The 12,297-nt window shown below is 70.4% G+C and carries 14 protein-coding genes; 5 read left to right on the top strand and 9 right to left on the bottom strand.

Going from position 1 to position 12,297, the window contains the following annotated elements:
• Window positions 1-30: 30 nt before the first annotated feature.
• The 6 genes from ABZ470_RS01990 to ABZ470_RS02015 all read right to left on the bottom strand — a co-directional run bounded on the left by ABZ470_RS01990 (window position 31) and on the right by ABZ470_RS02015 (window position 3,800).
• Complete coding sequence (locus tag ABZ470_RS01990; protein WP_362909376.1) at window positions 31-678, bottom strand: AmiS/UreI family transporter; 648 nt, start codon at window positions 676-678, stop codon at window positions 31-33.
• Between the two features lie 21 nt (window positions 679-699).
• Window positions 700-975 (bottom strand): FmdB family zinc ribbon protein, encoded by a 276-nt coding sequence (locus ABZ470_RS01995; RefSeq protein ID WP_352010305.1) that lies wholly within the window; start codon window positions 973-975, stop codon window positions 700-702.
• A 208-nt stretch (window positions 976-1,183) separates the two neighbouring features.
• A complete protein-coding gene (locus tag ABZ470_RS02000; RefSeq protein WP_362909378.1) occupies window positions 1,184-1,819 on the bottom strand; it encodes a DUF2461 domain-containing protein in 636 nt (211 codons plus the stop codon).
• 30 nt (window positions 1,820-1,849) lie between these two features.
• Window positions 1,850-2,698 carry a polysaccharide deacetylase family protein gene (locus ABZ470_RS02005; RefSeq protein WP_352010303.1) on the bottom strand — a complete coding sequence of 283 codons (849 nt, stop codon included), beginning with the start codon at window positions 2,696-2,698 and terminating at the stop codon, window positions 1,850-1,852.
• A gap of 61 nt (window positions 2,699-2,759) precedes the next feature.
• Entirely contained in the window at window positions 2,760-3,074 is a 315-nt protein-coding gene (locus tag ABZ470_RS02010; protein ID WP_352010302.1) for a hypothetical protein, read from the bottom strand.
• A gap of 150 nt (window positions 3,075-3,224) precedes the next feature.
• Window positions 3,225-3,800, bottom strand: a complete 576-nt coding sequence (locus ABZ470_RS02015) for an XRE family transcriptional regulator (RefSeq protein ID WP_362909381.1) — start codon at window positions 3,798-3,800, stop codon at window positions 3,225-3,227.
• Between the two features lie 85 nt (window positions 3,801-3,885).
• Between ABZ470_RS02015 and ABZ470_RS02020 the strand changes: the two genes are divergently transcribed.
• Complete coding sequence (locus ABZ470_RS02020) at window positions 3,886-4,722, top strand: DMT family transporter (RefSeq protein ID WP_362909383.1); 837 nt, start codon at window positions 3,886-3,888, stop codon at window positions 4,720-4,722.
• Window positions 4,723-4,748: 26 nt separating this feature from the next.
• Here the strand turns inward: ABZ470_RS02020 and ABZ470_RS02025 are convergent, their stop codons facing one another.
• A complete protein-coding gene (locus ABZ470_RS02025; RefSeq protein ID WP_352010731.1) occupies window positions 4,749-5,336 on the bottom strand; it encodes a sigma-70 family RNA polymerase sigma factor in 588 nt (195 codons plus the stop codon).
• Window positions 5,337-5,618: 282 nt separating this feature from the next.
• On the opposite strand from ABZ470_RS02025, the gene ABZ470_RS02030 reads away from it, so the two are divergent.
• Window positions 5,619-6,695, top strand: a complete 1,077-nt coding sequence (locus ABZ470_RS02030) for a PLP-dependent cysteine synthase family protein (RefSeq protein ID WP_362774096.1) — start codon at window positions 5,619-5,621, stop codon at window positions 6,693-6,695.
• A 22-nt stretch (window positions 6,696-6,717) separates the two neighbouring features.
• Here ABZ470_RS02030 and ABZ470_RS02035 read toward each other — a convergent pair whose 3' ends face one another.
• Window positions 6,718-7,740 carry an iron-siderophore ABC transporter substrate-binding protein gene (locus ABZ470_RS02035; protein ID WP_362909385.1) on the bottom strand — a complete coding sequence of 341 codons (1,023 nt, stop codon included), beginning with the start codon at window positions 7,738-7,740 and terminating at the stop codon, window positions 6,718-6,720.
• A gap of 135 nt (window positions 7,741-7,875) precedes the next feature.
• Between ABZ470_RS02035 and ABZ470_RS02040 the strand changes: the two genes are divergently transcribed.
• From ABZ470_RS02040 to ABZ470_RS02050, 3 genes are read left to right on the top strand one after another with little or no spacing between them, the layout of a single operon-like run.
• The gene (locus ABZ470_RS02040) at window positions 7,876-8,931 is read left to right on the top strand and encodes an iron ABC transporter permease (RefSeq protein ID WP_362909387.1); all 1,056 of its coding nucleotides are present in this window, start codon (window positions 7,876-7,878) and stop codon (window positions 8,929-8,931) included.
• Window positions 8,928-10,037 (top strand): iron chelate uptake ABC transporter family permease subunit, encoded by a 1,110-nt coding sequence (locus ABZ470_RS02045; protein ID WP_362909389.1) that lies wholly within the window; start codon window positions 8,928-8,930, stop codon window positions 10,035-10,037. Before ABZ470_RS02040 ends, ABZ470_RS02045 begins: the two co-directional genes overlap by 4 nt.
• Entirely contained in the window at window positions 10,034-10,861 is an 828-nt protein-coding gene (locus ABZ470_RS02050) for an ABC transporter ATP-binding protein (RefSeq protein WP_362909391.1), read from the top strand. The genes ABZ470_RS02045 and ABZ470_RS02050 overlap by 4 nt, the downstream gene beginning before the upstream one ends.
• 51 nt (window positions 10,862-10,912) lie before the next feature.
• On the opposite strand, the gene ftsY is transcribed toward ABZ470_RS02050, so the two are convergent.
• Window positions 10,913-12,091, bottom strand: a complete 1,179-nt coding sequence (ftsY, locus tag ABZ470_RS02055) for a signal recognition particle-docking protein FtsY (protein ID WP_352010294.1) — start codon at window positions 12,089-12,091, stop codon at window positions 10,913-10,915.
• Window positions 12,092-12,297: the final 206 nt, after the last annotated feature.

Raw genomic sequence — 12,297 nt, forward strand, 5'->3', positions numbered from 1 at the left:
GGGGCCTCTCCGGGCCACGCCCGTACGGATCTAGTGCGCCGCGGCCGTCTTCCCCCCTGCCGGGCCAGTGTTGCCGGGAAGTGACCGCCGCCCCCTCGTCAGCAGCCACAGCCCGCCGAAGACGACCACGCCGAACACCGCCAGCAGTACGGCCAGCAGGTCCTGGTTCCAGTTCTGCCAGTAGCCGGTGAGCAGCAGGAAGGCCGGGATGGCCGCGGTCACCCACCCCTCGATCGCCGTCACCCAGCCCGTGTAGACGGTCAGATGCTCGCGCTTGAGCCCGAGCAGCAGGAAGAACAGCAACCACAGGAACGCCCAGTAGAGCCAGATGACGCCGAAGGGCTTGTCACCGAGGATCCTGAAGTTCGCGTAGGAGAAACCGAGCGCCGTGATCGCCACGAACAGCGAGAAGTAGCCGACCCCCGTGGTGTCGAACCCGCCGAGCAGGCCGATGCCCACGTAGAGGTAGGTGAAGCCGAACAGGAAGAGTCCCGAGGCCCCGAGGATCGCACCCGCCCTGTCGCCCGCGGCGATGATCAGCACGGTGGGCGTGATCACCTGCAGCGCCCCGACGAAGAGGTTGAAGACGGCCGCCGCCCGCGCGTCGACCTTTCCCAGCAGCATCATTCCGTTGATGAAGAGCACCGCACCGACGTAAAGCAGTCCCACGGTCGCCATCGCCGGACCTCCCTCACAGGCTCATGGCCGGGGCAGGCGCGCCAGCGCGGGGTGTGGCGGCCGGGGCGGTCGCCGTCCCGGCGGCGTGGTGACGACCTCGGGCGCCTCCCGGCTCTGTTCCTCACGGCCGAACGCGGCCGCGAGCGCCGGAGGAACCCAGGAGACGTTCGGCGGGGAGTAGACGCGACGGGCGTCGTGTCCGCAGGTGGCGCAGCCGTACTCGGACGGCGCGGTTCCCATCGGAAGACGAACGTCGAAGTATCCACAGTCCCGGCAGACATACTCGTAGGTCGCCATTGGCGCCTCCCCCGCTCCGGCTGGTGGTGTCGCGAGTCGGCAGCGACTCGGACCCATGCCTCCGGACTATCCGAAACCCGAGCGGAGTGTCAAGGTTCCTGTCAGGAGGGTGGGCCGTCCCGAAAACACGAAACGCCAGGTGACCGGTCGAAGACGGTCAGGGCCGTCAACGAACCGTGACCGGGGGCATACGAAGCCCTGACCCGGGTTAGTCGGCGGGAAGATGGTCGGCGAGCCACTCGACCAGCGGGGTGAGGTCGCGCCAGACCTCCCGCACCCGCTCCACGACCTGCGGGGTGTGGATCCACCCCTCCGGCTCGAAACGGCGGCTCGCGTGCAGCGACCTGTGACGGAGCAGGTCGAGACGGGGGTGGTCCTCGGGGACGCCCCTCGGCCGCGTCTTGAGACGGTCGCCCTCGATGGCGTAACCCGCGACGCGCGCCTCGGCGACGATCTTCTCCAGCGGCGTCCCGCTGATCTCCTCGTCGACCGCCTGGCGGTAGCGGGCCAGCTGTTCGCCCTGCGCGGCGTAGAGTCCTCCGCCGACGAGCAGCCCGGCCGCGTCGAGCTGGACGTAGAAGCCGATCGCCTCGCCCTTCGGGACGTAGGACCCCTGGTGCGTCTTGTAGGGGGACCTGTCCTTGGAGAAGCGGACGTCGCGGTTGGGACGGAACATGCGCGCCTGCCCGAACTCCTCGGCGAGCTCCTCGCCGAGGGCCGCCATCGGAGCCCGGACCGCCTCCTCGTAGACCCGCTTGTTGCGCGTCCAGTAGGTCTTCGAGTTGTCCGCCTCAAGGCCCTCGTAGAACAGGAGCCCCTCGTCGGGAAAGCCGCTGAAACCCATGCGGCCCATCGTGCCATCGGCCACCGACGGTTAGGGAATCTCCGTGGCCGCGGTCCCCCTGGCTCCGTCGCCCATGCTGGTGTAGGCCCTGCCGGGCACCAGGCGGGGCACGCCGTACAGCTCCGACAGCGTCACGAACGTGTAGCCCCGCTGGACGAACTGGTTCAGGACGGCGGGCACGGCCTCGACGGTCGTCGGGTGGATGTCGTGCATGAGCACGATGGCCCCCGGGGTGGCCTGGGCCGCGCGCTGGGCGACCAGTCTGGAGTCGCGGTCACGCCAGTCGAGGGTGTCGACGCTCCACATGACCTGGGCGAGCCCGAGACGGGAGGCCTCCGCCGCGACCCGCCTGCCCGTCGAGCCGTACGGCGGCCGCATCATCGTCATCTTGACCCCGGACAGCCGTCTGACGATCTTCTGGGTGCTGGCCAGCTCGAACCTGATCGACTTCTCCGAGAGCTGAGGGAGCGGAAGGTGGTCCCAGGTGTGGTTGCCGATCTCATGTCCCTCGACGACCATCCTGCGGAGGTTCTCCCCCCGGTCCTCGGCGACCATCCTGCCCAGTACGAAGAAGGTGGCCCTCGCCTGGTGCCTGGCGAGGATGTCGAGCAGCCTGCCGGTGTACGGCCCGGGCCCGTCGTCGAAGGTCAGCGCGACGCACCTGATCCTGGCGCAGTTCACCCCGCGCGCGCCGGGCGGCTTCGGAAGGCTGTTCCTCGGCCACTGCCGCTGGATCGCGACCAGCCTTTCGGCGAGTTCCTCCGGGTCGAAGAGCGGGGAGGCCTCGGGGGACGGCGAGACGGACGGGGACGGGTCGCTCTCGATGCTCAGGATCGCGACAGGGGGCTCGCAGCCCGCGACTCCCAGCAGGACGGCCATGGTGAAAACCATCCATCGCCACACGTCTGCCCCCCGCCAGGCCGGCCGGGGTCACAGATGGTCATGGATAGTCTCCGGCCACGTCCCCCCGCAGACTCCTGGCCAGTTCGTCCCACCAGGATGGGACATCGGCCTGGAGTTCCGCATAGCGACGCGCTACCCGAATGGCGCATCCTTTCGAATCCGTGCCCAGATGCCGACGTTTCACCTGGCCCTCCTGCCACCGGTAGAAACCATCTCGGAAGCGAACGACGAGCCCGATCCATACCGAGAGAGTGCCGTCGTCGTCGACCTCGTAGGCGCCGGTGACCCCGAGCCCGGCCAGGTCCGCGCGGAGCCTGGCGATCGCCTCCCCCGCCTCTACACGCTCGTTCACCCGTCACCTCCCCGGCGGACGGAGGGACCGCTCCCCGACGGAGGGACGGACCGCGCGGCCGGGAAACAGGCCCCGCCACCGGCGGGTGACAGCGAAAGCGACATGGGGTAATGATGCGGTCACGCGTCGCCTGGTGACACCCGTTCCCCACTATTGGTCAGGTGTCTCCTTCGGCTCGGTCACCACCATCGTGAACCTGAGCGGGACCTGCCCGTTGTTGGAGTAGCGGTGCGGCCGGTCGGCGCGGAACACCACGGCGTCGTCCACGCCCACGACGTGGCTGCCGCCGTACACCGAGAGGGTGAGCTCCCCCTCGATGACGGTCAGCATCTCCCTGGTGCCCGGAGGGTGGGCGTCACCGTCGTGATGGTCGCCGGGGGCGAGCCGCCAGTCCCACAGCTCCAGGATCGACGGGGCGTCGGTGCCGACCAGCAGCCGGGCCGAACTGGCCTTCCCGTGCGGGAAGGTGACGACGTTGGCCGCGGGGACGACCCGCACCACGGGCACGTCCGAGACCTCGACCAGGCGCGCGACCGTCACCCCGAGGGCGTCGGCGATGCGGGTGAGCGTGTTGATGCTGGGGTTGGTCCGTCCCTGCTCGACCTGGACGAGCATGCCGCGGCTCACCCCGGAGCGGGTGGCGAGTTCGTCGAGCGTCATCTGCCGGTGCGCCCGCTGGGCCCGCACGTTGTTGGCGACCGCCGCGTTGATCGTCTCGGGATCCATCAGTCCAGTGTAGTGAACCTGATTTGCAGTATTTTGCACCTCATATATTGTTCCAACGGTGCAATCCATTGAACTGAGGTGAAGGATGATCGCGGTGGCGCTGGCCACACTCTGCGCCGTGGTCTACGGCACGGCCGACTTCTTCGGCGGTCTGGCCACCCGCAGGTCGCGGGTGATGGCGGTGGTCGTGCTCTCCCAGAGCGCCGGGCTCGCCCTGGTGGTCGCGCTGATGCCGCTGCTGCCCGGCGCCCCGACGGCGGGCGCGTTCGCCTGGGGCACGGCGGCGGGTGTCTCCGGCGCCGCCGGGCTGGTGCTCTTCTACCGGGCGCTGGCCACCGGCGTGATGTCCGTCGTCGCCCCGACCACCGCGACCACCTCCGCGGCCCTGCCCGTCCTGTACGGCCTGGCCACCGGGGAGCGGCCCGAGCCGCCGGCGCTCTGCGGTGTGGTGCTGGCACTGGTCGCGGTGCTGCTGGTCAGCCGTGATCCCTCGCGGAGCGCGTCCGGGAACGGCCGGGGGCCGCTGGTGGCCGCGCTGGTGGCGGGCGTGGGGTTCGGCGGCTTCTTCGTCCTGCTGGCGCAGTCGCCCGCCGAGACCGGGATGTGGCCGCTGTTCGGCGCGCGCCTCTCCTCGATCACCCTCATCGCCCTGCTGGCCCTGGCCACCGGCCGTACGCTGCGGCCGGGCGCGGGCGCGCTGCGGATCATCCTGGCGGCCGGGGTTCTCGACATGCTGGCCAACGTGCTGTTCATGTTCGCCCAGCAGCGCGGCATGCTGAGCCTCGTCGGCGTGCTGGTCTCCCTCTATCCGGCGAGCACGCTGGTGCTGGCCAGATACGTCCTGAAGGAGCGGCTCAACGTCGTGCAGATGACAGGCATCGGCTTCACCCTCGCGGCGGTCGCGCTGATCGCCGCGGGCTGAGCCCCGGATCGGGCATGAGCCGCCGGTCAGGCGGCCTGGCGCTGCTCGGGCAGGCGGACGGCGCCCTCCTCGCGGGCGTAGTCCTCAAGCATCGTCCTGAGCTGACGGCGGCCACGGTGCAGCCGGGACATGACGGTGCCGATGGGCGTGCCCATGCGCTCGGCGATCTCCTTGTAGGCGAAGCCCTCGACGTCGGCCAGGTAGACCGCGACGCGGAAGTCCTCGGGCAGGGAGCGCAGCGCGTTCATCACGGCGCTGTCGGGCAGCTGTTCGAGCGCCTCGGTCTCGGCGGACTTCAGCCCGGAGGACATGTGGGACTCGGCGGCGGCGAGCTGCCAGTCCTCGATCTCCTCGGTCGCCGAGAGCTTGGGCGAACGCTGCTTCTTGCGGTACTCGTTGATGAAGTTGTTGGTGAGGATCCGGTGCAGCCACGCCTTGAGGTTGGTCCCCTCCCGGAACTGGTGGTAAGAGGTGAACGCCTTGGCCACCGTCTCCTGCACGAGGTCCTCGGCGTCGGCGGAGTTGCGGGTCAAACGCATCGCGGACGCGTAGAGCTGGGTGGTGACCGGAACGACGTCGCGCTCGAACCAGTCCTGGCGCTGCTCTTCGGTCATCGTGATCACGTGTTCTTCCCCCTTGTACTGATTCCCCCCACCACCGTCCGGCACAGGCACGACACGCCCTTTCCGGCGGCTTGTCGAATGCTCGCAGGCGGCTCGTAAGCGGGCCGTTAAGAGCTCTTCCGCCTGGTCAGGAGGTTGGTCGTCGGCTGCTTCGAAGGCGGGTACGACACGCCCTACAGCCGGACAAGTCTCATTATCGTAACATCTCCCTCTGAAGATGGTAGAGGTTGTGTCCATCATCACATAACCCCAGCTCGCGCTACTTTTGGGTGCATGGAATACGTGGACAGGCATGACCCCTATACCCGCTCCTGGGTGGCCGAGGCCATCCGTCACGTCGAGGCCGACGCCCACCGAAGCTGCGATACCCATCTCCACGTCTTCCCGCTTCCCACGCACTGGGGGGTAAACCTCTACCTCAAAGACGAGTCCGTCCACCCAACCGGTTCACTCAAGCACCGCCTGGCCCGATCCCTGTTCCTGTACGGCCTGGCCAACGGCTGGATCGGCCCCTCGACCACGGTCGTCGAGGCCTCCAGCGGCTCGACCGCGGTGAGCGAGGCCTACTTCGCCAGGCTGGTCGGCCTGCCGTTCGTCGCGGTGATGCCCGCCTCGACGTCCCCCGAGAAGATCGCCCTGATCGAGTTCTACGGCGGCAGGTGTCACCTCGTTCAGGACCCCGGGACCATCTACGAGGAGTCCCGCCGGGTCGCGGCCGAGACCGGCGGCCACTTCATGGACCAGTTCACCTACGCCGAGCGGGCCACCGACTGGCGCGGCAACAACAACATCGCCGAGAGCATCTTCCAGCAGATGGAGATGGAACCCCACCCCGAGCCGACCTGGATCGTGGTCGGCGCCGGCACCGGCGGCACGTCCTCGACCATCGGCCGCTACATCCGCTACCGGCGGCACCAGACCAGGCTCGCGGTGGTCGACCCGGAGGGGTCCGCCTTCTACCCGGGCTGGTGCGCCGGCGACGACACCGTCACCGCCCCCGGCTCCCGCATCGAGGGCATCGGCCGCCCCCGGGTCGAACCGTCGTTCATGCCCACCGTGATCGACCGCATGATCCAGGTCCCGGACGCCCTGTCCATCGCGGCGATGCGCTGGGTCCGCGAGGTCACCGGCCGCGACGTCGGCGGCTCGACGGGCACCAACGTCGCGGCCGCCGTACGGATCCTGCGGGAGATGCGCCAGGCGGGCGAGCGGGGCAGCGTCGTCACCCTGATCTGCGACGGCGGCGAACGCTACCGCTGCACCTACGGCGACGACGCCTGGCTCGCCGAGCGCGGCCTGGACATCGCCCCTCACCTGGAGGAACTGAGGTCCTTCCTGGCCGAGCCCTGACATCCCACCCGAAGGAACCCGCTCAGGAGGCCCTGGCGGGATCGACCCCGAAGACCTTCGCGACGTCGTCGAGGATGGCGTGGGCGCCCTGGATGCCGACCGCGCTCATCCAGACGACGTCGGCGACGTCGTGCTTGGCGCCCTTGAGCCTGCCCCAGAGCGGGTTGGCCTGGAACTCCTTCTTGATCGGCTCGGCCGCCGGGTCGGGGTAGGCCGCCACGAAGATGTGCTCGGCGTCGAGCTGGGAGATGTTCTCCTGGCTGATGTTCACCGCGATCGTCTCGGTCGTGGTCGGCTGGTCCTTCGGCCGGACGAAGCCGACGTCCTTCAGCACCAGCCCCGAGTAGGAGTTCTCCACGTACAGGCGCACGGTCGGCTCCCCGGCGAACCGGACGACCGAGACGGTCGGCATTCCGCCGTTCTTCTTGTCGATGGAGGCGCCGAGCGCGGCGGCGCGGTCCTGGTAGTCCTTGAGCCTGGTCTCCGCCAGGTCCTCCCTGCCCAGGGCCCGCCCCATGAGCCTGAGGTTCTCCTTCCAGATCGCGCCGGTGGTCTCACTGAACACCGTCGGAGCGATCTTCGACAGCTTGTCGTACAGCGCCTCGTGCCGGACCTTCGCCGAGACGATCAGGTCGGGCTTGAGGGCGATGATCCGCTCCAGGCTCGGCTGTTCGAGCGTGCCGACGGAGACGGCGTCCTTGGCGTGCCCGAGGACCGGGGTCAGATAGTCGGGGAGCTTGTCGTCGATCGCCCGGTAGGTGGTGAACCCGACGACGTCGGTGTCCAGGGTGAGCACCGCGTCGACGAAGCTCTGGTCGAGGGTCACGACCCGCACCGGCCTGGCCGGGATCACGGTCTCGCCCATGGCGTGCTTCACCGTGCGGGGGAAGCCCTCCGCGGTCGCCGCCCCGGCCGAGGGATCCGCCCCCGTCCCGGTTTCCGCGGCGGGCTTCGCGGTGGTCGGCGTACTCGTGCCGCAGGCGGCCAGCCCCGCCGACAGTACGGCCGTCGCCATCCCGAGCGCCACGGCGCGCAATGTTCTCATCAGGACTTCCTCCAAGGTAAGGCACGCCTAAATTAGATTAGGCATGCCTAAACTGTCATACTCGTTCGGAGCCCGACAATCGGGGTCCCGGTCCACGGGACGGTGTCCGGTCTCCGGCAGGCGAGAGGAGCGCGCGTGAGCACGACGGCGGTCATCGCGCGGTCCCCCTCGCCCAGGGGCGTTCTCACGGCCCTGCGTACCCGCAGGTCGATCGTGGTCGCCGGGCTGTTCGCCCTGCTGCTGACCGCCGTCCTGCTGAGCCTCGCGGTCGGCGCGAAACCGGTCCCGCCCGGCGACGTGTGGCACGCCCTGACCAGCCCGTCGGGCACCGAGAACGACATCGTCGTGCGGTCGCTGCGCGTGCCCAGGACCGCCATCGGGGTCATGGCCGGGATCGCCCTGGGCGTCGCGGGCGCCCTCATGCAGGGGCACACCCGCAACCCGCTGGCCGACCCCGGTCTGCTCGGCGTCACCCAGGGCGCGGCGTTCGCGATGGTGCTCGCCATCATGACGCTCGGCGTCACCGGCCTGTACGGCTACATCTGGTTCGGCCTGGCCGGGGCCCTCGTCGCCAGCGCCGGAGTCTTCGCCCTCGGCATGGTCGGCGGACGGTCCGGCCCGACCCCGCTGACCCTGGCCCTGGCCGGCACGGCGGTCAGCTCCTTCCTCTACGCGCTCACCTCGGCCCTGGTCCTGATGGACGAGCAGGCGATGGACGTCTTCCGGTTCTGGCAGACCGGCTCGATCGCGGGCCGGGGCGCGGAGACCGTCACCCAGGTGCTGCCGTTCGTCGTCGTCGGGCTCCTGCTCGCCCTGGTCAACGCCCCCGGCCTCAACGCGCTCGCCCTCGGCGAGGACGTGGCCAGGGCCCTGGGCCAGAACGTCACCCTGACCCGCGCCGTCGGCATCTGCGCGATCACGCTGCTCACCGGCGCCTCGGTCGCGGCCTGCGGCTCGCTGGCCTTCCTCGGCCTGATGGTCCCCCACCTGGCCCGCCCCCTCTCCGGCCCCGACAACCGGTGGCTGCTGCCGTACTCGGGGCTGATCGGCGCGGTGGCGCTGCTGCTCGCCGACGTGACGGGACGGGTGGTCGCCCGGCCCGGCGAGCTGGAGGCAGGAGTGGTCCTCGCCCTGCTCGGCGCGCCGTTCTTCGTCGCCCTGGTCCGCCGCAGGAAACCGGTCCGCCTGTGAACCCCACCCCCGTGCACGGCCTGCACCCCTCTGAGACGAAGGCCCCGACAAGGGCACAGACAAAGGCGCTACGGGCCGGTCCCGCCTCCTGGCCGCTGCGGCCACGCCCCATCCTGACGGCACTGGTCCTGCTGGCCGCCGCCGTACTGCTGACCGGGCTCGGCATGCGGATCGGCGACATCCCGATGAGCCTGGCCGAGGTGGGCCGGGCCGTCGTGGGAGACGGCCCCGACCACCTCGTGGTGATGGAGCTGCGGCTGCCCCGGGCGCTCACCGGCGTCCTGGTCGGCGCGGCGCTCGCCCTGGCCGGGGCGATCACCCAGGCCATCGCGCGCAACCCGCTGGCCAGCCCCGACATCCTCGGGGTGACGCCGGGCGCCAGCGTGTGCGTGGTCGCGGCCATCGTGGCCACGTCGAGCGCCGCGGGCGGGGCGGGTGGCATGCTGGCCTCGGTCGGGATTCCGCTGCTCGCCCTGCTCGGCGGCGCGGCCGGGGCGCTGGCCGTCTACACGCTCGCCTGGCGGGGCGGCCTGGACGGCTACCGCCTGGTGCTCGTCGGCATCGGCGTCTCGGTGATGTGCGTCAACGTCAAGTACTGGCTGCTGACCATCGGCGACGTCAACGACAGCGGGCGCGCCATCGTCTGGATCACCGGCTCGCTGAACGGCAGGGGCTGGGAACACGTCGTCCCCGTCGCGGTTGCGCTGGCCGTACTGGTCCCGGCGACCCTGGTCGGCGCCCGCTCACTCGGCGCGCTGCGCTTCGGCGAGGAGACCGTCACCGGGCTCGGGGTGCGCCCCGACCTCACCAGGAGCCTGATGATCCTGGCCGCCGTGCTGCTGGCCGCGCTCGCGACCGCCGCGGCGGGCCCCATCGCCTTCGTCGCGCTGGCCGCGCCACAGATCGCGCTGCGCCTGGCCGGAGCGGCCCAGCCTCCGCTCGTGGTGTCCGCGCTCACCGGTGCCGTCCTCACCAGCGCCTCCGACCTGGTCGCGCGGACCGCGTTCAGCCCCGTCGAACTTCCCGTCGGCGTGGTCACCGCGGTCCTCGGCGCCCCCTATCTGATCTATCTCCTCGTCCGCGCGCGAAGAAAGGCACGACCTTGAGACTACGGGCCGTCGACGTCAAGCTCGGGTACGGCGACCGCGTCATCGTCGACGGGCTCGACCTCGGGATCGAGGCCGGGACGGTGACGACGATCATCGGCCCCAACGGATGCGGCAAGTCCACGCTGCTGCGCGCGCTGGGACGCCTGCTGAAGCCCTCCGGCGGCGAGGTGCTGCTGGACGGCAAACGCATCGACAGGATGCCGACCAGGGAGGTCGCGAAGATCCTGGGAGTGCTGCCGCAGGCCCCCACGGCCCCCGAGGGACTGACCGTGGCCGACCTGGTGGCCAGGGGACGGCACCCGCACCAGACGTGGTACCGGCAGTGGTCCTCCGGCGACGAGACGGCCGTCAACGAGGCCCTGTCCATGACGGGCCTGCTCGACCTGGGCGAACGCCCGCTCGACGAGCTGTCCGGCGGGCAGCGTCAGCGCGCCTGGATCTCGATGGCCCTGGCCCAGGGCACCGACCTGCTGCTGCTCGACGAGCCGACGACCTTCCTCGACCTGGCGCACCAGATCGAGGTCCTCGAACTCGTCCGCCGCCTGCACGGGGAGCTCGGCCGTACGGTGGTGATGGTCCTGCACGACCTCAACCTCGCCGCCCGCTACACCGACCACCTGGTCGCCATGCGCTCGGGCAAGGTCGTCGCCGCCGGGCCCCCCGCCGAGGTCCTCACCGAGGAGTTGCTCGCGGAGGTCTTCGACCTGGCCGCCCGGGTCATCGAGGACCCGGTGGCGGGCACCCCCATGGTCGTGCCCGTCGGGCCGCTGCCCTCCGCCGGAGACCGCGCCCGGCGCAACGGGGCGCTCCTTCGGGACTGACGTCCCCACCGGGACGCGGCGTTCACCGCGTCCCGGTTCCCGGTGGCTCTCTCAGTCGCCGAGCAGGGCGTCCACGAAGACCTCGGGGTCGAACGGGGCCAGGTCGTCCGGCCCCTCACCGAGGCCGACCAGCTTGACCGGCACTCCGAGCTCACGCTGGACGGAGATGATGATGCCGCCCTTGGCGGTGCCGTCGAGCTTGGTCAGGGCGATACCGGTGACGTCGACGACCTCGGCGAACACCTGGGCCTGGCGCATGCCGTTCTGACCCGTGGTCGCGTCCAGGACGAGCAGGACCTCGTCGACCGTCGCCTTCTTCTCGATGACGCGCTTGACCTTGCCCAGCTCGTCCATCAGGCCGGTCTTGGTGTGCAGACGGCCCGCCGTGTCGACGATGACCACGTCCACCTTGTCCTCGATGCCCTTGGCCACGGCGTCGAAGGCCACCGAGGCCGGGTCGCCGCCCTCGGGACCACGCACGACCTCGGCGCCGACCCGGTCGCCCCAGGTCTGGAGCTGGTCGGCCGCGGCGGCGCGGAAGGTGTCGGCGGCGCCGAGCACGACCTTGTTTCCGTCGCCGATGAGGGAACGCGCCAGCTTGCCGGTCGTCGTGGTCTTGCCGGTGCCGTTGACGCCGACGACGAGCACGACCGCGGGACGCTCCCCGTGCGGCTTGACGTGCAGGGTGCGGTCGGTGTCGGCGCCGATCTGGGTCAGCAGCTGCTCCTTGAGCAGTCCGCGCACCTCGGCGGGCGTCCTGCTGCCCAGCACCTTCACCTTGGTCCGCAGCTCCTCGACCATCGCCTGGGTCGGGGCGACGCCGACGTCCGCGGTGATCAGGGTCTCCTCGATCTCGTCCCAGGTGTCGTCGTCGAGACGGTCACGCGAGAGCAGGTCGAGCAGGCCCTTGCCGAGGGTGCTCTGGGACCGGGCGAGCCTGGCGCGCAGCCGTACCATGCGGCCCGCCGAGGGCGGCGGGATCTCGACGGCCGGGGGGACGACCATGGGCTCGGCGGGCTTGGCCGGCGGCGGAAGAGTGGTGGTCGCCGCGTCGTCGTCCTGCGCGGCCCCCACGGGAGGCGCCTGTTCCTCCCCGGGAACGGGCCGCACCTCGGGCGGCTCCACCGGAGGAGCCGACTTGCCCCGCGGCCTGAGCAACAGGAACATGCCGCCCGCCGCCAGCAGGGCGACAACGACGATGATCGCGATTATGCCGAGATAGCCTTCCACAAGAGCACAGTTTTCCAGACCCCCCGGAATGCTCCGACCCCCCGGGTCAAGTCACCCCCCATCGATCTTGACTGCTCGCCCTCCCCGCCACGACGACAAAGACGTCCCCCGCACCTGCCCGCGTGGACTTTCCACCTCCGAAGCGAGGGGTCGGCCGACACCCCCGGCGCCAAGTGTGAAGAGTTTCGGCTTGGGCGCGTCGGTGC

Source organism: Streptosporangium sp. NPDC020072 (assembly GCF_040631445.1).
Lineage (GTDB): Bacteria > Actinomycetota > Actinomycetes > Streptosporangiales > Streptosporangiaceae > Streptosporangium.